The following is a 20695-nucleotide window of genomic DNA, read 5'->3' on the forward strand; positions in this document are numbered from 1 at the left end:
AGCGCAGCCGCTGCCCAGGCGTATCGGCGACGTCTCGGCCCCGGCCATGGCCGTGTTCGGGAGCAGACGCCACGTGTCCACACGCCATTGCAGGCTGGGCAGGCGGAGCGACGGATCCGTGAGCGCCAAGAGGAGGCACCGGTTGGCCGCTTCGGGATGCCCGGTCGGGAGGAGGAGTTCGCCGCTGCGCGTCCACGCCTGTCCGTGGTCGGCCGACCAGTACACGCGGGCCTGGGTGCGGCCGACCAGGCGGAAGCCGCCGTAGCCGGGCGCGGTGTCATTCAACACCGCGGCGGCGGCGGAAGGCATCGCGTATGGCGCAGCGGCCAGCCCCACCCGATCACCGTCGATCGGCCCAATGCGGCGCTGCACGTCGCGTTGCACCTCGCCGGGCAGGTCATGCCACCGCTTCATCGAAAGCCTTCCTTGAAGTGATCCTCAGGACCAGTCCGCAGCACATTGCATCGCGCGGACGGATGGGGAGGGGGCATACGTTGGCTCCATGTTTCGGATCCGTCATGAAGCGTCGCCGGGCGCACGCCTGCATGAACTGCTGCGCGGATACGCGAGTAGATGTCGTCCACGGCTGCGTTTTCGGCGACGGTCAGCGGCGGTCCGATGCAGGTGAAGAGCTCCTCCATATGCTCGGCGTCAGCCAGGCCGACGACCACTGTGCAATGGTCGGCGCGTTTGAGGCACCAGCGCAGAGCGAGCCTTGTCAATGTGCCTGGGGCGTCGCCGAAGTGCTCACGCAGCGTCTGAAGAGCTGCGGTGATCGCAGCCTGTGTCTGGGTAGTGAGACCTGACCATGAGTCGGTGGGAGACCACGAGGATTGCTGCACCCGCAGGAGCGTGCCGACTCCGCCTGTGAGCAGGGCGTAGGGCGACGGCGCGGACAAGATCAATCCCACCCCATGACGCCGGGTGAAGGCGAAGATATCCTCGCCGTCCATATGTACTGGACAGATCAGCCCGTTGCAGCGCATCAACACGACATCCGGCTTGATCAGGTGGAACAGGTGGAGGAAACGCTCGGCCTGTGCCTGCCCCATTGCGGATGACGTGCCAGGGTCGAGGTGAGGTCCGCGCATTCCGATCGCTTTGACGTAGCCCCGCTCCTTCAGGGTGCGCATCTGGTCGATGGCTGGTCCAAGGTGCCGGTCACCCTCGCCGAAGTTCAAGGACTCCAGGAAGTACAGGTCGAGGCACTCGACGTAGAGGTTTTCCAGCGTTTGCTCGAGTTGGTGCTGAATATGCCGGCCGCTGTATGGGTGAGGTGCGGAACCCTGTAGCCGACCGACCTTGCTGCTCAGTACCAGGGGAGGTTTTGGGCGCTCGCGCAGGAAACGGCCGATCAGGCGCTCCGCGTGCCCGCGGCCGTACCAATCTGCCGTGTCCAGCAACGTTGCGCCGAAATCCGCCGCGCGGCGGAGTCCCTCGAGGAAGACACCGTCGTTTGCTGGCGCTGTGCAGCGCACGCCCACCGGGTAGGTGCTCACCTCACGGCACAGGTTGCGTGGCGATAGGTCTGGTGCCGGTGTCACTGGGCGCGGTGTCAGCGGGAGCTGTGTCACTGGGTACCACCGGTGAGGTCGGACGCAACTGCCGCCCCAACGCGTGTTCTACTTGGCCGAGGTGTTCGGGCAGTCCAGCGCTGCTGCCCCACGTGTAGGCGGCGGCTGCATGTGACGTAGATGTCGCGCACCTGGTCCGCTGGTGGAACCGTGCAGATGGCGGTGACGCCCGATCCGCGATTCAGGCTGCTTGCGCGGCTGTGTGAGAAGGCGGTGCCTACGAGGCTTCGAGTTACGAGCGCCGCGGGGGCTGGCTGCTTGGTGCTGGTGTGAGGGAACAGCGCCACGTGTGTCTGCCGTCGGGTAAGTGGCCGAGACGTTCCGAAGTCTATGAAGCCGAGGCCACCGTGGTCGGTCGGTTCTCCCAGACCGTGCTCGCGGCTCAACCGTGTGGGTGCTGGAGCCACTCTCGCCTCCTCGCTCAAGGCGCCCTACGGCGCGCCGGTGGCGGGTCCGGTTCCACCATGGCCGGAGCTTCGTGGCGTCTCAACGCCACACCGCCGCCATTACTTCGCCATTTCACGACGAGTAGCTCAATGGGTCCGACCTTATAATCCATCTAAACAAGGACAATTCGCCAAGAATAGTGGGTGGCGGGCTGGTAGCTTCGGCCATGAAATGATCGCGAAAGACGAGAAGTGGCGGAGAAATGGCGACCGTGTGGCGTTACATCGGCCCCCGATAGTGGCCATCATGGAGTGGGTCGGCATCACCTAGCCCGGCTCCGAGCGCGGATGGCGTTCACGAAGATGCTCGATGGAGCGTTCACGCTTCGCGCCTGGAACCCCCACATTGACCCGGGAATGGCTGGTGTGAACTGAGCGCGCCGGCATACCCGTGCTCTGGCAAGGTGAATGTTTCTGGGAGGTTGGCGTGCTTGCGCCCAATGTGCTTCGTGATCTTCGCAGGGGTCTTCGAGCCCAGGTCAAACCCCTCATACCCCATCGGGCCGCGAGCCAAGCACGTTCGTCGCTCGCCGGGGTGCTGACGGAGGCGGGGGTGGGAGAAGACGTTGTGCATGACGCGGTTTTGGCGGTGTCAGAGGTGGCGGGCAACGCGATGAAACACGGTCGGCCACCGTACGAACTGTGGATTCTCTCCGTGCATGGTTGCCCTGTCTGGTGTGCCATCTTCGATGGTGGAGACTGTGGGCACCTTCCTGAGGCCTTCGCAAACCTCGGCCGAGGCTTCTCCCAGCATGTTGATGAGTCTGGGCGTGGCCTTGAACTCGTGTACACACTGACGGCCGGGCGGTGCGACTTTTACCCCGCGCTCGCCTATCTTGCCCCGCGTCCGGGGAAGGCGGTCACCTTCGCGCTGCCAACGCGCCGTAGCTCATCTCTGGTTGTTCCACGCCCCGCCGAACCGGTCGTCATCCCAGCCGAGCAGCCCGCTACCGAGATCGCGCGTAACGTCGCCTGATCCCATCACACGAATAGCGCTCAGCCGCGTGGAAGGAGAACCTTGTGGCCAGCGAAGATCGAGTTCTTGGGCAGCTTCACGGCCCGGGCGCCAAACACCTGTTCCTGCCGGCCCAGCAGACGTTCAGCTTCGTCAGGCTTGGGCCGATGAAATGGCCATGCAGCAACGCCTGGCAGTTGATTTTCGGAAGAGCAGTGCGCAGCAGTGGCAACCGTGGTTTCACGCACCTCGCACATCTGGACGTAGCGACGCTTCTCATCAGCATCGGGGGAGAGGTTCCAGCTCGAAAGATCGCAGGTTCCTCGGCACCCTTTGTCGTGAATATCGTGACGGGGCGTCATAGACGTCTCGTCCGCACCAGTGAGATAGCCGCGGAGATACTACGCGTCTGCTCTGTCGGCCCTGTCAGCTCAAAACGAGCCGACTGGCAGAGCAGTTCCTCCGCAGGGGTACGTGCACTCGCTGGCCCATCAAGCCCCCAGCCCGTCGCTGAAAGGCATTCAGTGTGCGGGCTGGGTCTCCAAGGCCAGGCAACTTCACCTGGCATTCCTCTCAATCGCAAAGGAACTGAACCACGTGACCATCACACAGAGCGCGACGCGTGCCCTGGACAAGTACGAGATCCTCGATGAAGACTTCGTGCTCGTCCAAGGCACGACACTCGAAATCGCCTTCTTCAATGACAACGGCGTGGCCGTGCGGCACCAGTCTCGCCCTGAGGCCGAGCCGTTCCGCGCCGACCGCAGCGAATTGCGGACGCTCCTGCAGAATCTCTAGAAGCACGACTGCCAGGCCACGAAGGTGAGGATGCGTTGCCCCGGTGCAGTCGAAAGACATCCGCTGCTGCCTCCCACGAGCCGCGTCGGCACTACGGATGGCTTTCCGGCAACCGGCTGTAGCGTTTCGCCCTCGAAGCCTGGTCCAGGCGTGAGCCGTGAACCAGACCTTCTGGCTCACGGCCGTCCCCGTTGGCCGCAGGCGGGCCTTGCCAGGTCAGCCAGCCTGCCCGTGCAGGACCGCAGACGGCCGGCACCTCATGCAGCATGACTCGTGACGTTTTGCAGCGTGTGACCCGCCTCCCGGGTCCTGGAGGTGGGGCACACGCGAGAAACCGACGTGATCGTCGTCGGCCTGTTCGGTCCGCCTTCCAGGGGTGAAGGCCCGAGCCTCGGTGGACGAGCGGCCTTCCCGCGCCGTTCTCGTGCAACCTGACCTGCCACGTCTTCTTGGCCCTCAGCGCGGTTCATTGAAGGTGAGAAGCGGAACATCGAACAGGCTCGGCTGCCGGGGCCGGGTCAAGCTGGGCTCCGTGATCTCGACAACGACGAGTTCGACGATGAACTGTACGTGAGCAGCGAGCAGGTGGCTGGTCCGCCCGTCGGCAGAGTCGCCCTTCAGTCCTGCGGAGACGTGGATATGCGGTGCCAAGCGATTCTCGGTGGAATCCCATGCCAGCGTTCCGCAACCGAGCGCTTCGAGCGTCGTTACTTCGATGTGGTCCCACAGCGGGGCCTCAGGACGCTTCAGCGGACCGCAGGCACCTACCAGCTTTGCCGAGCTGAACCCGCCGACGAAGGTGGGAATGTAACCGGCACGGATCGCATGCTCCGCGCAGAGCTTCTCCAGCGCGGGAAAGAAGTCTTCCTCATGATCGATGGCGAAGATGAATTCCCGGCCCCGGGTGAACTGCGTGGCACGCATATCGATCTCCTGCTCGTGATGTGATCAACGGCGTTCGGTGAAGGCGGACTCGGCTCTGGCCCTGTCCGCCCCCGCGCGCAACTCGGCCAAGAGCAGCAGCCGCGCCTTGTACGGATCCAGCAGGCCAGCACTGATCAGACCACGGGCAAGGAGGTCACTTTCAGAGCCGGGGAAGGCGTAGGTGTCGGTCAGGACGCTGCCGGCCCCAGTTCTGGAGGCCAGCACCACCGGGATCCGCTCCGCCAGCGTCTGCAAGGGACCGGCCCACGTCGCCGGCACATGGCCGGCACCGAAGGCCGCGATAACCAGCCCGTCCAGGCGGCGGTCGAGGTCAGACAGCGCTGAAGGATCACCCCCCAGGGTCGTGTGCACGATCTCGACAGCGGCTGGTCGCCGCGGCAGCGGAACCGCGCGGTAGCGCTGAAGCGCGAAGTACAGCCGTGCAACCCCTTCGATCACGTGACCGATGGGGCCGGCGCCTGGCGAGGCGAAGGCGGCGACGCTGGTGGAGTGAACCTTACGGACGTGGCGTGCCGCGTGGATCTCATCGGCAAACACCACGAGCGCTCCCAGGCCCCGGGCATCGCCGCTGACGGCGGTGCGCACCGCAGCCAGCAGGTTAGCCGGGCCGTCGGCGCCGGGCATCTCCGGGTTGCGCATCGCCCCGGTCAGCACCAGGGGCGCGTCTGCCGTGTAGAACAGGTCCAGGAGGTAGGCCGTCTCCTCGAGCGTGTCAGTCCCTTGCGTGACGACGAAGCCGTCCATACCTGCTGCCTCGGCTTCATTGAGCAGTTCGGCGAGCTCAGCAACGTCGTCGACCGTGAGTGACGCGCCTGGGACCTGGCGGAAGTCCTTGACGATGATCGCGGTACCTTCATCCAGGCCGGGCACCGCAGCGACGAGGTCGGCTCCGGTCAGGCGCGGTGTCACCCCAGCCTTGCCAGAGGTTCTGGTCATTGCGATCGTGCCGCCCAGGGTGACCACGAGGATCCTCCGGGTCTGGTCTGCGGAGACGGCAGGCACAGCGATGGCCTTTCTCGGGGAACTGTTGACGCGTGGAGAGAACCCTCACGCCTATCGATCAGAGTCAAGTCTGCCCACAAATCGCAGTACCTCATTGAGGGCATCGACCTTGATCAGCCTGCTGCGTGAGCGCACCAGGTTGGCCACCCCGTAGTCGCCCAGGTCACGGCACCGGCCTGTGAGCCACTTCCAATCGAGGTCGAGGTAGTCGGCCAGGGCACGCAGTCGCGTCTCCGGGTCGGTGCCCTCCATGAGGCTCTGATCGGCGGCATCCTTGATGGCCTCGTGATAACGGCGAAGGTCACCCCGGGCTGTGGTGGTGTCCGCCTGCCAGAGCGCTTCGGTGCGCACCCAGTTCGCCACGATCGCACGCTGGCCCGGCACCAGAGCGAACCCGTCGACGATCGAGTACTCCGGGCGCGCCGTTACCTGAACGCGGATGCCGTACATCTCCATGAGCGCAATGGCCAGGAACAGCAGAACACGCTCGTAGCGGCCGCTATGGCCTACCTGTGCCTCAGGGATGCAAAACGTCCGCGACAACGGGCTGGCAACGCCGCCGAACTGGCGTTGGAGGCCCTGAAGGTAGGCGACCTTGTGCCGGAAGAATAACCAGGCTGCAGCCTCCTCACCGGTCTGCTCCCGGGTCCAGAACATGGGTGTCTCCGACACGTCCTCCAGTCGACGCCGGATGTGTTGTGCGCAAAACACAGATCCCAGCCAGTTTGCCCCGACAGACGTCAGAATGGGGAATGCCATCCGGCTGGGCGCCGAACGCGGAAGTTGCAGGTGAGTCTCAAGCACCTGCTGCTCCTCATCCAGACTGTGGTCATCGGCCAAGAGCCCGTCGTCAAGCTGTATCAGGGACCACAGGATGCCGTACGTCAGGTCGTCCAGTTCATGGGCGGCCGAGACCGCGAGTCCTTCATCGCGGGGTATGAAGGCGGCCAGGTTCTTGCGGGCATTCACTGAGTCGATGACGTACAGGCGCAGGTCGTCGTCTTGCTCCTCTACTCCGACGAGAAGGCCGCGGCGAGCTTGCCGAAGGAATCTCTTCAAAGCCGCAGGGCCGGCGGGGCGCAGGATCACCGCATCGTGGCGCCTGACCGTCGGCAGGAAATGAACGGCCGAGGTGGTGCCGTCCAGGACATTGCGACCCGCCAGCTCCCAGGAGTCGGCAACGTCATCGGCCGCAGACAGAAACAGTCGCGAGGTGGGCCATCGCTCACCGATGACAATAGAAGCCCGCAAGCCGCCGCGGTCGTGCACGCTCTTGCGGGCGTTGAGGACATCCGGCGCCGCAGCAAATAGATCGCTCCAGTGAAAGCCCAGAAGGTGCTCCAACACCTGCGCCGCGTCCTTCTGCGGACGCGTGCAATCGCCGGCGAACCAGCGGTCGAACGTGCGCCGCGCCACCGTGACGCTCGCGAGCCGGGGAACATTTGCCTCCTTGGCAAGCACCCGTGCGTCTTCCTCGAAGTGGCCGCTAAATACCTCCCAGTTGCCCCAGCGGCGCTCCTCTACCAGGAGACGGAACAACGTAGGGCGGGGCATCTCGTCAGCCCTCCTGGGGGTTGAAAGGTCGAGCAGGCAGCGACATGTGCCGCGCGAGGCGACGGGCACCGTGCGCGTCGCGCCCCTGGCTAGAATGCTCCCTCACCACGGCGATAGCAACATGCCTGAGCAAATTGCTCGACAGATTAGTTGTAAGTGACAGCGGCAACCCGTCACACTGGCCACCATGCCGGAAGCGAAGCAGCCACCGTGGTCGCTGGTCCTGAGTGAGCTCGGGCTACGCTTCGAAGAGTTGCGCGAGCGTCGCAACCTGACGCAGAGCGAGGTCGCCGACCACCCGGTGCTACGCGAGAGCGGCATCAAGATCGACAAGAGCGGACTGAGCAGGCTCGAGCGCGGCCAACGTCGCCGAGTCTCACGCGAACTGGCGGAAGCGCTGCTTCAGTGCTACCAAGCCGACGCTGGCGAACGCTCCGAGATTCTGCAACTCCTCAGCGCAGAAACTTCGCCAGTCGGCCGACCGCGTCCAGCGCTGTGGCGGCGCAATGCGGCGCTGCTCGGTCCCCTGCAGTTTGAAGGCTTCCTCAAAATGGAGCGGCGAGCTGCCGCACTTTTCAACTACGAGACAGTTCTCATCCCCGGGCTCGTGCAGACTGCGGACTATGCCCGGCTCGTGATCGCCGGCATGCGCCCCGATCTGGGACATTCCGGGGTTAAAGCGCTTGTCGACGTCCGCATGGACCGGCAACAGCAGATGCTGGACGGAGCTCTTCAGGATTTCCGTGCTCTGATAGACCAAGGTGCGCTGCACCGCGTCGTCGGCGATCGTGCCGTGATTCGGGCGCAGTTGCAACGACTGCTGGACGAAGCCGAGCAGCCTCGGAACGCCATCAAAGTTCTGCCGAACTCGATCGGATGCCACCCGGGGATGGCGGGTCCCTTCGTGCTCATGCACTTCCCAGAAGCCGCCCGTGCTGTCGTGTGGGCCGAAACCATGGTCAGCTCGGTGTATTTCGACACCGAGGCGGACGTCCAGCGCTACGCCGAGGCTTTCGCCGATCTATGGGAGCGGGCGTGGAGCCCAAGCGATACAGAAGCTTATCTTAAGAAAATGATGAAGGAGCTGTAGTAGTGACAACGCGCAAGCCGCATCCGTCTTTGTTCGACTTGACCACGGTCGACTGGAAGATCTCCAAGCGCAGCGGCACTGGAAACTGCGTTCGCGTCGGCGTCTCGCATGGCTATGTACTGGTTGGCGACTCTCAAAATCCTGACCGATTGCCCCATGTATACACCCCAGCCGAAGCCAAGGCATGGGTGCTTGGGGCGAAGGACGGCGACTTCGACTTCCTGCTCGACTTGTAGGGGACAGGCGCGTGGCATGCCCCGAAGCTGGGTGAGCCCGCCTCCGCAGATCGTCTCGGCAGCCAGATGCGCCAATCGGGGCCGTTGTAACCATTCTCCTTCATTACCGGCCGAGCCCGTCCGGGGCTCTTCTCGTGTGGGGGCGTGAATGGGAGGGAGCCCGCTATTGTCGTGTTCTAGCCGTTCCCTGAGGCGTGGCCAGCGAGGTTGCGCCGCGAGCAGGAGGCCACTGGTGACTGACGATGGGCACCCAGCAACGGGCATGCGTACAGAGGGAGGTGCTACCACTGAGCGTGCGGGTCACGGCAGGGACGACACCGACCTGAGCTCTGTATGGCCGCAGTTCGGGCTTCGCTTGGCCACCAAACGTCTTACGCTGGCCGTGCCCACGGCGCGTGACCTCTTGGAGCTCTGCCAGGCCTCCGCGCAGATCCAGCCTCCCGGCGAGGTCCATTTCCAGCAATCCTTCCTGTACGCGGAGTCTCCTCAACGGGAGCGGCAACTCCTGCAACGGCACTGGCGGGCGCTGGCCCACTGGCGCCCCGACAGATGGGACCTTCAGCTGGCCATCCGACTAGACGGTGTTGCCATCGGACTGCAGAACATGTGGGCAACGGACTTCGCCATCACCAGGACCGTGGAAACCGGATCCTGGATCAGCTTGGCGCACCAACGGAGCGGCTACGGCACCGAAGCTCGCGCCGCAGTCCTCGATCTGGCGTTCACCCATCTGGGGGCGACCGAAGCCCAGACGGAATTTGTCGATGGGAACACCGCTTCCGCAGCCGTCTCCCAAAAGCTGGGCTACCGGGACAACGGGCATCGATCTTCCGCCCGGGATGGCGAGCGACTGGTGCAGCACATCATGGTCATCGACGCTGCCGAATGGAAGCGACACTCCCACGGTCAGGTAGAGGTCACTGGCCTCGAAGACTGCCACGACCTCTTCGGCGCAGGCCGTCCTGGGCCAGCTCGGTGAGCTGCCTACCCGCTTTTCGGAAGGCAGTCGCCCAATTCCGCCTCGCCTCCAATGGACTATGTCGGCCGGTGGCGTGGGTAGTGATCGTCTGTTCCACGGCGGCGGTCTCGGGGTCGGGGACATGGTAGGGGAAGGGCAAGGGGGAGATTTGAGAGCCAGATCGTAGGCCTGGAGTTCGCTGATGAGGCACACGAAACCGGCGATGGTATCAGGGACAGCCATGGGCAACCAGGGGCAAAAGGCCCCTCGGCCTTCGCTCGGCGCCCATCTGGGAAGCTACTGCGAAGCCGCAGCCCTACGGCGTGGATGTCGAGCAGGTCGCGGCACAGCCGGAACAGTTCCAACACCGTCAGGACGTCCCCGGGGTGCGCGGCCGCCCAGTTCTTCATGCGGTGGTTCACCTACCGCGTTACGGCGAGGGTGTCCTCGGCGACCATGGCCAGGGTCTGCGGGAACAGACGGCCGAACGGACCGTTCCAGCCGTAGACGCTGGCGCCGAGGCCGAACTGGACACCGCGTCTGGACAGGTCGATGAGAGTGTCATTGGCTTCGGACTGTCTGGCATAACTGGATATGTCCAGATATGATGAGTGCGTGTTCGAGGTAGACAAAGATTCCCCTTTGCCGCTGTATCAGCAGATCAAAGAGCACATACGGGAGCTGGTCGACGGAGGGGTCTGGCCCCAAGGGACACGGCTGCCGTCGGAACGGGAGCTGATCGCCCGGCTCGGCGTCAGCCGCATCACCGTCCGGCAGGCGCTGCGCGACCTGGTCGCCGAGGGCTACCTGGCCAGCGCCGCGGGCAAGGGATTCTTCGTCGCGGCCAGGCCGGGCCCGCAGGAGCTGCACGCGCTGGTCAGCCATACGACGGCGATGACGGCAGACGACGTCGTACCGAGCAGCCGGGTGCTCGACTGCTCGGTCATGGCCGCCTCGGCCGCGGTGGCCAGGAAACTGCGGCTGCCGGTCGGCGCCGAGGTCGTGCATCTGGCCAGGGTGCGGCTGGGGGACGGGGTGCCGCTCACGGTGCAGCGGGTGTGGCTGCCTCACCACCTGGTGCCGGGGCTGGCAGAGACCGACTTCTCCAGGGCCTCGCTCTTCGAGCAGCTCAGGGGCCGTTTCGGGCTGCGGCTCGTCAAGGCCGACACGACGGTGAGCGCCCGGCTGGCCGATCCGGAGGAGGCCGGCGAACTGGACCTGGGCGATCCGCCGATCGGCCTGAGCGTCGATCAGCTGACCTTCGACGAGGAAGGGCGCGTGGTCGAGCTGTCCCGGTCGCTGCACCATCCATGGCGGCTGCCCATCCGCATCCTGCAGGACCTGCCTCCGCAGGAGAGCGCGGTCACCGTGGTCGCACGCCCGGCGCCGGCTGATTCCGCGGACGCGCCCCGCACCGACTGATCGCGAACGCGCGCTCGATGCCGTCCCGCCAGGGATGGCCGTTCAACCAGGAAGAAAGGAACGTTCCCTTGGGTGACAGGAAACTCACACTCGTAGGCGGCGGTGGTGTCCGCGGCCCCGTGTTCGTCGAGTCGGCGGCGATGCGCGCCGCGGAGCTGGGGCTGGACGAGATCGTGCTCCTCGACGTCGATGAGCACAAGTTGCGGCTGCTCGGCGGCGTTGCGGCCCACCTGGCGCGGCGCCACGGCGACGTGCGGGTGGTGGCCACCACCGACGCGCGGAGGGCGCTCGACGGCGCGGACTTCGTGGTGACCACCGTACGGGTGGGCGGGGACGCCGCACGTGTCGCCGACGAGCAGATCGCGGTCCGGCACTGCGTGCTCGGGCAGGAGACGACAGGCGCGGGCGGGTTCGCGATGGCGATGCGCTCGATCCCCGTCATCCTCCACTACGCCGAACTGCTCGCCGAGCTGAGCCCCAACGCCTGGCTGTTCAACTTCACCAACCCGGCGGGACTGGTCACGCAGGCCCTGCGCGACGCCGGGCACGAGCGGACCGTCGGCATCTGCGACAGCGCCAACCTGGCCCAGCACGCCGTGGCCGCCGTACACGGTCTCGACGCCAACGACCTGCGGCCCGAGGTGTTCGGCCTCAACCACCTGTCATGGGTACGGGCGGTCCGCGATCAGCAGGGCCGTGACCTGCTGGCGCCGCTGCTGGCCGAGCCCCGCTTCCGCGCCGGCACGCTGCAGCGCTTCTTTCCTGCCGCCCTGAGCGAGCTGTCCGGCATGTGGATCAACGAGTACCTGTATTACTACTATTTCGCCGAGGAGGCCGTGGCGCACACCAGCTCCGAAGAGTCGAGCCGGGGCCAGGAGGTCGCGGGCCGCAACGCCGACCTGCTGGGCGAACTCGCGCGCATCGGCCCCGACCAGCCCGAGGAGGCGGTGGCCGCTTACCGGGCCTACGAGGCGGGGCGCCGCTCGACGTACATGAGCTACGCCGAGCCGGGCACGGCACCGGCCGGGGAGCGTACCCTGGGCGAGGGCAGCGAGGGGTACGCCGCCGTCGCGCTCGACCTCATGGCGGCCATGACCGGAGGCCCGGCCCGCTACTGCGCCGCGAACGTGCCTGCCGCCGGCCACATCGACGCCCTGTCGTCGGAGGACGTGGCCGAGATGAGTGTGGTCGCCGACGCCACCGGCATCCGGCCGCTGCCGATCGGCGCCGTGCCGGAGCCCCAGGCGGGCCTCATGCGCCAAGTGAAGCTCTTCGAACGGCTCACCGTGCGGGCGGTCGCCGCCCGTTCCCGTTCGCTCGCGGTCCAGGCGCTGATGGCGCACCCGCTCGTCCTGTCCTACTCGCGGGCCGCCGCCCTGGCCGACGACTACCTCGCCGCCCACCACGACCACGCGGGCCAGTGGCGGTGAGCGCGTTCCCTGCCGGCCGCTCGGTACTGATCGTCGGCGACTACTACCTCGACCTGGTCTTCGCCGGCCTGCCCCGCTGGCCGCAACCCGGTACGGAGGTCTTCGGCACGGGGACGGCTTCCCTGCCCGGCGGGGCCTTCACCCCTCAGCGGGCGCTGCACCGCCTCGGCGTGCCCGCCGTGTGGGCCGCCCGGCTGGGCGATGACCCGCACAGCCGCCTCATCCTGGACGAGGCCCACGCCGAGGGCATCGACACCTCCGCCTACCTGCTGCATCCCGGCCCTGTCCGGAACATCTCGGTGGCTATGTCCTACGGCGGCGAACGCGGGTTCGTCTCGTTCAAGGAGCCGCTGCCCCCGCTCGACGTGATCGGCGTCATCCTGGACCGGCGTCCGGCGTGCGTGCTGCTCACCGAGCTCACCGTCGGCCCGCGGCTCGACGCGCTGGTCGAGGCCGCGCACCGGGTCGGAGCTGTCGTCTTCATGGACTGCCAGCACACCGACGCCACACTGGACGACCCCGCGATCACCGCCGCGCTGAAGGCCGTCGACATCTTCGCGCCCAACGCCGGCGAGGCGCGCGTACTCACCGGTCATGGGGAGCTCAACGACGCCCTCGACCGTCTGTGCGAGCTGACGCCCACGGTCGTGATCAAGAACGGGGCGTACGGGGCGCTTGCCGCGACCTCCACCGAACGCGTGAGCACCGCCGCCGAGGCGGTAACCGTGATCGACACCATCGGCGCGGGGGACTGCTTCGACGCCGGGTTCGTCGCGGGGCACGTTTTCGGGCTCGGCCTGGCCGGCAGCACCGCGCTCGGCACGTTGTGCGGCACATTCTCGGTCACCGGCCACGGTGGCGCCGCCGCGCCGTCCCTCGCCCAGATCGCCGAGCGCGCGCCCGAACTCGTACCCTGGGCCGCCTGACCGGCCCATCTTGTGTGCCCGTTAAGAACCGAGCCGCACGGCCCGAAGTGACGGTGCGTAACCGGGAGCCCTCAGTCGGCGGTGCACCACCTCAGCCGTCGTCCATCGCGGACTTCCCTCGCCCACGGTGTCGATCACGATCCCCGAGGAGGACTCGCTCGAGATCTCGTGGGTCGGGCGGCCCGGCTCGAGCCGGCGGCGCCGGGCTGTTGTGACCGGGCTCCATCTGGACGCGGCCGAGCTGAGGCAGGCGGGATGCACGCGCGGGGTGTGGTTGACGCTCAGCCCGCTGGGCGCCGGCGCATTGCTGGGGCTCCCGGCGTCGGCGCTGGCCGGGCACATCGTGGAGCTCGCCGACATCGTCCCGTCGATGGCGGACCTGCCGGAGCGGCTCGCGGCCTGCCGGACATGGCCGCAGCGTCGCGCCCTTGTCGCACAGTCCCCTGCTCACCGGCCTCGGTCGGCACGGCGAAAGCGCCAACCACCACGAACTGCGATCCGCGATCGCAGCCTTGTCCGGGACCACCCGGGGGCCGTCGGTCGGCGACCGGTAGCCGAGCGAAGAGCGCGGTCAGGTGGCACCCCATCCGGGTACGGTTCGTTCCCAGATGTTCAAGACTCCGTCGGCATAAGGCCCTCGGTCCCCGTGTATTCGGCTCTGTCCCGTAATCGGTGGTGGCGTTGGGTGACCTTCATTGCAGCAGGATGCGGTGGCGAAGGTCGAACTCGGCGCGGCCGTGCATCTGCCTCATGATCCGCTTGGGTGCTGACGCCTTCGGTCCGGCCGTCTGCTGTGCGGGAGGGTGAGAGCGGCGTTCACGGCGTGGCGGTCGAGTTCGAGGCCGTTGGCGAAGTTGTGCAGGTGGGGCAGGTCGGTGGCGCGGATGGCGATGATCCAGGCGGTGAGCTTGGCGTCGTTGTCCTCGGCTGCTGCCCAGCTACCGGCGCGGCGACCATCTTCAACACCGCCGCCGCACGGCCCGGACAATCAGCCCTTGTCATCGGCTGCGGAGGCGTCGGCCTCGGCGCCGTCCAAGCCGCCAAGGCCACCGGCGCCACCCGCATCATCGCCGCCGACCTCGAAGCCCACCGCCGCCAAGCCGCCCTGTCCCTCGGCGCGACCGACATCATCGACCCCGCCCGCGACGACATGCCTGCCGCGGTCGCCGCGATCACCTCGCAGTCGGGCGTCGACGTCGCCGTCGAGGCAGTCGGCGACCGATGCCTCGCCGAAGCTGCGTTCGCGGCTCTTGCCCCCGGCGGCCGCGTCGTCATCGTCGGGATGATGCCCTCAGCCAGCGAGATCAGGGTCCCCGCGGGGCTGCTCCGCCACGGCAGAAGCCTGGCCGGGTCGGTCATGGGCGAAGTCCGCACCCTCCACGACATCCCCGTCTACGTGCGCATGGTCGTCGGCGGTCAGTTGACCGCCGACGAGCTGGCAACCCACCGATGGCCTCTCAGCGAGACCAACGACGCCTTCGCCCACGCGTCCGCACGAGGCGGTATCCGCACGATGATCCAGTTCTGAGTCACGGCTACCGACCGAGGCCGGCCGTGAGTCAGGAACCGGCAGCGAACGCCTGCTGGACGTCCTCGCGCCGGTCGGTCCACCACGCCAGCAGCCGTTCGCTGGGCTCCATCAGTGAGTCCGGGCCGTGATCGTCTCGATCGTAGTGGAACTCGAAGATCCAGTAGTCGGACATGCGCTTCCACCACAATCGGTCCACCGCGTCCGCCAGATCCTCCCGCGACAACGGCATCACCGTGCGATAGCCGGCGACAAACGCGGCGACCCGCTCCAGGTCCAGCAGCCCGTGCTCCCCGCCGAACTGAACCTGAGCAGTACGCGCCACCTCCTCGCCGAAGGGCTTGATCGCGATCCTGTCCCAATCGAGAATGGCTTCGATTCTCCCGTTGCGGTAGAGAACGTTCCGGAACTGGAGATCGCCATGCGTCCAGCCGAACGGCCCCGGCGCCTCGCCCGCTTCCGGGACGGCGGCATGGTGCTTGGCGAGCAGAACCTCACGTTCCTCGAGCAGCCTCTGCGCGAGGCGATCGAAGCCGCCTGGTTCGGCGATCTCGGTGATAGCGGCCAAGAGCCGGTCGGCCTTCTCGATGGCCGTTCCCGGGCTGGTCACCTTCGCTCGCGGGCGAGCATCCGGCTCCGGCAACGGAACCCTTGCCGTCTCGTTGAGAGCCCGATGGATCGTGGCGACCGCCGAGCCGAAGGCCGCGACCTCGTCCACGGGAAGGGCGACTCCTTCGACATGAGCGCCCTCTGCCCACGGGAACACCAGGTAACTACGCGGCCCGATCTGCAGCACAGGCTCAGCTTCATCGCGGGTGGTCACGGGCGCACTCACTGGCAGGCCCGCTGCAGCCAGGGCCTCCAGCACCAAAGCGCTACGACGCGCTGCCTCCACCGGGACGTCCTGAAGAAGCTTCAGCGCGTACGTCCCGGTCTCAGTGTCGACACGCCAATTCCGGTTCATCAGACCGGCTGCGAGGAACGACACCGCCTGGACCTCGCCCAGCCCGAACATCTCCTGCACGCGCCTCAAGTCAGCGAGATCTGGCCCGCTCTGCGACGCCTCACCGGTCGTCGCCACCCCATCCGTCATCACACCCATGACCGTAGTGAGCGAAAGCGACTTGCGCACCCGGTGAACGCGCCCACGAACATCCGTTCTGCCGCCGTGGGGCACACGGTGGACGCGCGGGGAGGCGATCGGGATGCGGGCCTGTGAACCGCGAACCTCAACCCGGACTCCTCCTCGTGGGGTAGTCGGGTGAGAATCAGCCGCCTTCAGGGCCCGGGGGGTAAGTCAAGGATGGTGCACGGTCATCTGACGTACGGGTTCCTCTGCAGCAAGATTCTCGCAGATCCGCAGCATGTCCAGACTCCCCGTGTTCCGCAGCCGCACATAACCCTGCGGCGGCTGGAAGGAGCCGAGTGCGGCGCGTAGCTCGCCAGCCGACAGGCCCGGATACTCCGCACCGCCCGGATCGGGATCGCATACGCCCGCTCCAGGTCCTGGACGTACTCCAGCACGGTGGCGCCGTTGCCAGCCCGGGTCTGCTCGGCGATCGCAGCGATCTCTTCCGGAGCGTCCCACCACGGCTGGGCCCAGATCGATGACCGCACACAGCCGAGAGACCGGTGCGTTGAGATAGACGAACCACGTGCTCGCCCGCCCCTCCAGGAACCGGCGGCGGAACTCATGCCGCTTCTGGCTCTGCCAGATCAGCTCGTAGTACTCGGCGTGGAGCGACATGAGGATCGGCTCCGCATCCACCGCCCCGTCCCCGCCGAAGATGACCTCTTGCATGCGTTTCTCCCCCCACCGAATGCGCTTGGCGAGCAAGAGGCCGCGCAAATAGGCCAGTGCCTACTCCCTCAGCTCCGACCGGTTGAACCGGTGCACGAACCGCTCATGCAGAGCGGTCAGTTCGCCCGGCCACAGCCTGACATCTCAGCAGGGCCCCTACCTGCAACCACCCCAACGACCAACCTGGCCAGCTGTCAAACACCTTTGCAGTATTAGCATGAGCGGTGATCTTGGCCTCCGGCGGCCGTGTCCCACCGCGGTCAGCCCGACCCGTAGGAGAGGCGTGGGCGTCACAGCGACACTGCGAAGCGTCACCGAGGAAGAACTGAAGCGCGCCAGGCGGGACCCCTCGTACGCGGCGCGCCTCATCCGCGAGACCCCCGAGGGCGATAAGACTCCGCTCGACTCGAATCTCAGCGTCCAGCGCCGCACCTTCTCCATAGAGCGGTTCTCGCTCAACCTGTGGGAGGCGCTGGTCGGGGACGCACCCCTGAACGTCTTCATGGACGGGGACTACGTCGACCTGAACTGGGACTACGAAGAAGACGGCGAGGACCAGGACGGGGACGACACGAATCACGACGAGGACGAGGACAGCATGGCCATGGAACTCGATCCCGCAGATATGGCTGAACTGGCCGGCTGGCTGCGCGGCATACGGTTCGCCGACGCGTGCGAGGGCAGCGGCGAGGCGTTCACCGTCGACGGCGACGGCTTCGCCCACGACGACTACGGCTTCGTCGACGAGGACGAGTTCAACGATTTCCGCACCTTCGTCCTCGCGGTGGCCGAACGCGGCGAGGGCGTGCTGTTCCACTTCGCCTGAAGGCCGTCCGGCATCTGCCCGCGGCCGTGCCGGCGGGAGTCCGGCAACCAGCAGTAGGCGTTGGAAGCCGTCTCGGGCAGCCGCATCCCGGTGCTGGTCATGAGGTCATACGCGGCAAGGCCAATCCTCATGCCAGAAAACCCCGACCGTGTGGAGTCCCGACGATGGCCGGCTTACAAGTGGGGTGGATGGGCCGTGATCACGGTCGACGGTTCGGGCGTTCGTCCCAGCGCGCCGCCTGGGACGGTGTCGAACAGATCTCCAGGCGCGAGCTTCCGCGGGCTCATGTGGGAGCCTGTCTGATTGATGGGTGGGAAGGCTTGGTGCTTGGGTGGGGGGCATGACGGCGTCGGGCGAGGGTTGCGGCTTGTGCGTGGTGGCGGGTCCTGCGGGCCGCTGCGAGGCTGCGCTGGGATGCCGCAGCCTGGCAGCGTGTTTCGCTCCTGCTGGGCTCACCCAGTTCGGCCGGAGCGGGATGCCGCGCGGTGCAGGTCTGGTTCCCCAGTGCGCGGTGTGGGGCGGATCCGCTGATCACAGATGGGCGATCATCAGCGACTGGCTGGACGTCGACAGGTCCTTGGTTTTGCGAACCTGAAGGCCGGCTTCCTGCACGAGCCGGTACATGGTGTCGCGGTCCTGTACGCCGTCGCCGGGGAACAGGGACATCATCCGTATGTCGGTGCTGTACCAGTTGCTGGGCCGGCCTGCGATAAGCGGCAGCATGCCCTGGACGATCCACACTTCGGAGGGGTGGTCGCCAGCCTTTTCCATGGCGTGACGCACCGTGGTGAGAAGTTCCACGCATTGGGCGGTGCTGTAGTTGTGGAGAAGCGACGACAGGATGTACACCTGCGCGCCCTCGGGGACGGTCTCGAACAGGTCGCCCGGGGCGAGCTGGACGCGGTCGGCCAGCCCCTCGAGGATCTGGTGGTCGCGGGCGCGGTCGAGAACGTCCTTACGGTCGGCGAGGATGCCGCGCAGGTGCTTGTGCTGGTGCAAGATAGCGGCCAGTACGCCGCCCAGGCCTCCCCCGAGGTCGGCGACGGTGCCGACGTTCGTGAAGTCGAACGTTGCCAGGTCCTGGCCGACTGCGGCGCTGCGGGAGTTCATGAACAGGTCGAATTCACGGCCGATCGCCGGGTGTCGCACCAGGTAGTCGTACAGGGACTGGCCGGTGGACCCTGGGGGATGACCGCGGCGGACGGTCTCCGGCAGGTTGCTGGCCGCTTTCCACCAGGGCAGCGATCCCGTGACGAGGACGGCGTGCCGCTGGGACCGTGTGGCGCGCGCGGTGAGGACTTCGCCGTACGGGGTCAGCTGGTAGCGGTCGCCGTCGGTGGTGACGAAACGGCAGGCGTGCAGCCAGCGCATCAGCCGGCGCGTCGTTGAGGGGTTGCACTGGGAAAGGGCCGCCAGTTCGTCGCTGGTGCGCGGCTCGCTGGCGAGATGTTCGAAGATGCCGACGACGACTGCGGTGTGCAGGGCGGCGAAGTCAGGTACGGCGTCGATCACGGCTTGGACCCGGTCGAAGGGTGTGCCGTCGAGATCGTCCTTGCGGCTGGCGGCGGTGGTGTGATGGGTGCGCTGAGGCTGCGCCGACGCCGGGGCCACGCCGTTGTCATGCTCCCCGGCCGAGTCGCTGGGTGGGTCGCTGGGCTGGTCGTCGGGCTGCTGGGTGGACTGGTCGGCGGTCACGAGGGCACCTGCTGGCTGGAGGTCGGCGGCGGAAGGATCGATGCGGCGGGTGTGGTGGGGATCGGGGGTTCCGGCAGCAGCAGGTCGCCGACCTGGACGGTGTCCGGCTTGATGTAGCCGTACTCCACCATGAGGTCGACGACTCGCTGGATCCTGGAGGGGGCCAAGCCGATGGGGAAGGTGCCGAGCACGATGGTGCTGGCCACCCGCTTGTCGATCTTGGTGTAGGTGGGCAGGGTGTCGGTGACCAGTTGCAGGTTGTTGGCCACGTCGTTCTGAGCGCGCAGCAGGGCGCGCTGGAAGGCGCGGACCGTGCCTGGATTGCGTTCGGCGAATTCGCTGGACGTGGCCCATCCGGCGATGGGCAGGTCTGCGGTCTGGCCTTCCATCATGTCCGCGATCTTTCGTCCGCCCTTCATGGTGTAGGCGGTGATGAAGGGTTCGGTCATCCACGCCGCGTCGATCTGGTTTCCCTCCAAGGCGTTGCCCATGCCGGTCACGTTCATCTCGGAGACGCGCACGTCGTCCTTCGTGAGTCCGTGGACCTTCAGCGCGGCTTCGAGGGTCAGCGTGCCGACGGAGTTGAGGGTCAGCACCGAGACGCGTTTGCCTCTCAGATCGCCGACGGAGCGGATGGGGCTGTCGCCCGGGGCCATGAGCACGAACGCGCCGTTGTCCGCCTGGTAGGCGTCCGTGACGAGCTTGATCGTGCCGGGCTCGCGGGCTTCGTCCTGGATGGCGGCCACGTGATTCATGATCGAAAAGTGCAGGGCGCCTGACTTGAGCAGGGGAAGGGCGACGGCGCCGCCTTGGACGGTGACGGGTTCGACGCGCAGGCCCTCGTCCTTGAAGTACCCCTTCAGTTGCGCTACGGGGACCGTGACGCAGTCGGGGATCGGCATGATCCCGACTTTGACGGTCGTCGGAGTTACGAGGGCGCCGGCGTTGTGCTGGGTGAGGGTGCCCGGGGCGCTGCACGCCCCCAAAACCCCGATCAGCAACAGGACGGTAACAGTATGTAAGGGTCGCATGGATGGCTGATCTTTCTGCGTGATGGGTTCGACTCAGACGCCGTCGGCGGCGGACACGCTTGTGATGGCTTGCCTGCCGGCTGCCGGAATCGCGGCCGGCAGGCAGGGGCCGAGGACGATGAGCGCGCCGCGCCAGATCGGGCCGCCTCCCCTTCGCCGGCTCGACGTGAAGAAGAGGCAGATGTGGCGGGCACGTGCTGGGGCGTGGGCCGCGAGGCAGGACACAAATTGTGCGGCTACCCGCCTCGCGGCCCAGCCGGGGCCGGGCTCGGGCGGCGCCCGGCCCTTCAGGGGTGCGGCAACCACCTGTGGCAGGGGCGGGTGCCGCGAAGGGTCCTGGTCACGTCGCAGCAGTCGCAGCCGGGACGGGCTGGCGCGGCGGCGGGATGGCGATGCCGCCGACGAACTTCTCCGCCGTCAGGTCATTGGCCGCCTCGTCGGGGCTCGTTCGCCATGCGGCGACGGGGACGAGCCCGGG

At 66.8% G+C, this 20695-nt stretch carries 20 protein-coding genes and 1 pseudogene; 10 read left to right on the forward strand and 11 right to left on the reverse strand.

Annotated elements, in window-relative coordinates; all coding sequences use genetic code 11:
- Together ACZ6S0_RS52485 and ACZ6S0_RS52490 are read right to left on the reverse strand one after the other, a co-directional pair.
- A partial coding sequence (locus ACZ6S0_RS52485; protein ID WP_465928604.1) for a hypothetical protein occupies window positions 1-414 on the reverse strand: 414 nt, incomplete at its 3' end.
- Complete coding sequence (locus ACZ6S0_RS52490) at window positions 411-1499, reverse strand: aldo/keto reductase (protein WP_465928606.1); 1089 nt, start codon at window positions 1497-1499, stop codon at window positions 411-413. The genes ACZ6S0_RS52490 and ACZ6S0_RS52485, both read right to left, overlap by 4 nt.
- 963 nt (window positions 1500-2462) lie before the next feature.
- Between ACZ6S0_RS52490 and ACZ6S0_RS52495 the strand changes: the two genes are divergently transcribed.
- Window positions 2463-2996 (forward strand): ATP-binding protein, encoded by a 534-nt coding sequence (locus ACZ6S0_RS52495; protein WP_465928640.1) that lies wholly within the window; start codon window positions 2463-2465, stop codon window positions 2994-2996.
- 20 nt (window positions 2997-3016) lie between these two features.
- On the opposite strand, the gene ACZ6S0_RS52500 is transcribed toward ACZ6S0_RS52495, so the two are convergent.
- On the reverse strand, window positions 3017-3337 hold the full coding sequence (locus ACZ6S0_RS52500; protein WP_465928608.1) for a hypothetical protein: 321 nt from the start codon (window positions 3335-3337) through the stop codon (window positions 3017-3019).
- A gap of 235 nt (window positions 3338-3572) precedes the next feature.
- On the opposite strand from ACZ6S0_RS52500, the gene ACZ6S0_RS52505 reads away from it, so the two are divergent.
- Window positions 3573-3773 carry a hypothetical protein gene (locus ACZ6S0_RS52505; protein ID WP_465928610.1) on the forward strand — a complete coding sequence of 67 codons (201 nt, stop codon included), beginning with the start codon at window positions 3573-3575 and terminating at the stop codon, window positions 3771-3773.
- Window positions 3774-4229: 456 nt separating this feature from the next.
- On the opposite strand, the gene ACZ6S0_RS52510 is transcribed toward ACZ6S0_RS52505, so the two are convergent.
- The 3 genes from ACZ6S0_RS52510 to ACZ6S0_RS52520 all read right to left on the reverse strand — a co-directional run bounded on the left by ACZ6S0_RS52510 (window position 4230) and on the right by ACZ6S0_RS52520 (window position 7274).
- Entirely contained in the window at window positions 4230-4697 is a 468-nt protein-coding gene (locus ACZ6S0_RS52510; protein ID WP_465928612.1) for a PPC domain-containing DNA-binding protein, read from the reverse strand.
- A gap of 24 nt (window positions 4698-4721) precedes the next feature.
- The gene (locus ACZ6S0_RS52515; RefSeq protein WP_465928614.1) at window positions 4722-5681 is read right to left on the reverse strand and encodes an asparaginase; all 960 of its coding nucleotides are present in this window, start codon (window positions 5679-5681) and stop codon (window positions 4722-4724) included.
- Between the two features lie 90 nt (window positions 5682-5771).
- Window positions 5772-7274, reverse strand: a complete 1503-nt coding sequence (locus ACZ6S0_RS52520) for a hypothetical protein (protein ID WP_465928616.1) — start codon at window positions 7272-7274, stop codon at window positions 5772-5774.
- A gap of 187 nt (window positions 7275-7461) precedes the next feature.
- On the opposite strand from ACZ6S0_RS52520, the gene ACZ6S0_RS52525 reads away from it, so the two are divergent.
- The 6 genes from ACZ6S0_RS52525 (at window position 7462) to ACZ6S0_RS52550 (ending at window position 13336) form a co-directional block, all read left to right on the forward strand.
- On the forward strand, window positions 7462-8364 hold the full coding sequence (locus ACZ6S0_RS52525; RefSeq protein ID WP_465928618.1) for a helix-turn-helix domain-containing protein: 903 nt from the start codon (window positions 7462-7464) through the stop codon (window positions 8362-8364).
- A gap of 2 nt (window positions 8365-8366) precedes the next feature.
- On the forward strand, window positions 8367-8600 hold the full coding sequence (locus ACZ6S0_RS52530; RefSeq protein WP_465928620.1) for a DUF397 domain-containing protein: 234 nt from the start codon (window positions 8367-8369) through the stop codon (window positions 8598-8600).
- Between the two features lie 355 nt (window positions 8601-8955).
- Window positions 8956-9579 carry a GNAT family N-acetyltransferase gene (locus ACZ6S0_RS52535; RefSeq protein ID WP_465928622.1) on the forward strand — a complete coding sequence of 208 codons (624 nt, stop codon included), beginning with the start codon at window positions 8956-8958 and terminating at the stop codon, window positions 9577-9579.
- Between the two features lie 594 nt (window positions 9580-10173).
- The gene (locus tag ACZ6S0_RS52540; protein ID WP_465928624.1) at window positions 10174-10980 is read left to right on the forward strand and encodes a GntR family transcriptional regulator; all 807 of its coding nucleotides are present in this window, start codon (window positions 10174-10176) and stop codon (window positions 10978-10980) included.
- A gap of 68 nt (window positions 10981-11048) precedes the next feature.
- Window positions 11049-12410, forward strand: coding sequence for a family 4 glycosyl hydrolase (locus tag ACZ6S0_RS52545; RefSeq protein WP_465928626.1), 1362 nt, complete (start codon window positions 11049-11051; stop codon window positions 12408-12410).
- The gene (locus tag ACZ6S0_RS52550) at window positions 12407-13336 is read left to right on the forward strand and encodes a carbohydrate kinase family protein (RefSeq protein WP_465928628.1); all 930 of its coding nucleotides are present in this window, start codon (window positions 12407-12409) and stop codon (window positions 13334-13336) included. Before ACZ6S0_RS52545 ends, ACZ6S0_RS52550 begins: the two co-directional genes overlap by 4 nt.
- A gap of 692 nt (window positions 13337-14028) precedes the next feature.
- Here ACZ6S0_RS52550 and ACZ6S0_RS52555 read toward each other — a convergent pair.
- Window positions 14029-14258 (reverse strand): annotated as a pseudogene (locus ACZ6S0_RS52555) (ISL3 family transposase); the annotation flags it as partial.
- On the opposite strand from ACZ6S0_RS52555, the gene ACZ6S0_RS52560 reads away from it, so the two are divergent.
- Window positions 14199-14864, forward strand: a complete 666-nt coding sequence (locus ACZ6S0_RS52560) for a zinc-binding dehydrogenase (RefSeq protein ID WP_465928642.1) — start codon at window positions 14199-14201, stop codon at window positions 14862-14864. The pseudogene ACZ6S0_RS52555 and the gene ACZ6S0_RS52560 sit on opposite strands and share 60 nt — an antisense overlap.
- A 31-nt stretch (window positions 14865-14895) precedes the next feature.
- Here ACZ6S0_RS52560 and ACZ6S0_RS52565 read toward each other — a convergent pair whose 3' ends face one another.
- Window positions 14896-15966, reverse strand: coding sequence for a phosphotransferase (locus ACZ6S0_RS52565; RefSeq protein ID WP_465928630.1), 1071 nt, complete (start codon window positions 15964-15966; stop codon window positions 14896-14898).
- A gap of 195 nt (window positions 15967-16161) precedes the next feature.
- Window positions 16162-16665: a hypothetical protein gene (locus ACZ6S0_RS52570; protein ID WP_465928632.1), complete on the reverse strand. Its 504-nt coding sequence runs from the start codon at window positions 16663-16665 to the stop codon at window positions 16162-16164.
- A 283-nt stretch (window positions 16666-16948) separates the two neighbouring features.
- Here ACZ6S0_RS52570 and ACZ6S0_RS52575 point away from each other — a divergent pair, with 283 nt between their 5' ends.
- Window positions 16949-17491, forward strand: a complete 543-nt coding sequence (locus ACZ6S0_RS52575) for a hypothetical protein (RefSeq protein ID WP_465928634.1) — start codon at window positions 16949-16951, stop codon at window positions 17489-17491.
- Between the two features lie 531 nt (window positions 17492-18022).
- Here the strand turns inward: ACZ6S0_RS52575 and ACZ6S0_RS52580 are convergent.
- Both ACZ6S0_RS52580 and ACZ6S0_RS52585 read right to left on the reverse strand, forming a co-directional pair.
- Window positions 18023-19186 carry a methyltransferase gene (locus tag ACZ6S0_RS52580; protein ID WP_465928636.1) on the reverse strand — a complete coding sequence of 388 codons (1164 nt, stop codon included), beginning with the start codon at window positions 19184-19186 and terminating at the stop codon, window positions 18023-18025.
- Window positions 19183-20217, reverse strand: coding sequence for an ABC transporter substrate-binding protein (locus tag ACZ6S0_RS52585; RefSeq protein ID WP_465928638.1), 1035 nt, complete (start codon window positions 20215-20217; stop codon window positions 19183-19185). Before ACZ6S0_RS52585 ends, ACZ6S0_RS52580 begins: the two co-directional genes overlap by 4 nt.
- Window positions 20218-20695: the final 478 nt, after the last annotated feature.

It is taken from the genome of Nonomuraea sp. NPDC051298 (assembly GCF_055586305.1).

Coding starts and splice junctions, on each gene's coding strand:
- ACZ6S0_RS52500 (WP_465928608.1), bottom strand. CDS start 3,337: ATGACGCCCCGTCACGATATTCACGACAAAGGGTGCCGAGGAACCTGC.
- ACZ6S0_RS52520 (WP_465928616.1), bottom strand. CDS start 7,274: ATGCCCCGCCCTACGTTGTTCCGTCTCCTGGTAGAGGAGCGCCGCTGG.
- ACZ6S0_RS52570 (WP_465928632.1), bottom strand. CDS start 16,665: ATGCAAGAGGTCATCTTCGGCGGGGACGGGGCGGTGGATGCGGAGCCG.
- ACZ6S0_RS52585 (WP_465928638.1), bottom strand. CDS start 20,217: ATGCGACCCTTACATACTGTTACCGTCCTGTTGCTGATCGGGGTTTTG.
- ACZ6S0_RS52510 (WP_465928612.1), bottom strand. CDS start 4,697: ATGCGTGCCACGCAGTTCACCCGGGGCCGGGAATTCATCTTCGCCATC.
- ACZ6S0_RS52565 (WP_465928630.1), bottom strand. CDS start 15,966: ATGGGTGTGATGACGGATGGGGTGGCGACGACCGGTGAGGCGTCGCAG.
- ACZ6S0_RS52525 (WP_465928618.1), top strand. CDS start 7,462: ATGCCGGAAGCGAAGCAGCCACCGTGGTCGCTGGTCCTGAGTGAGCTC.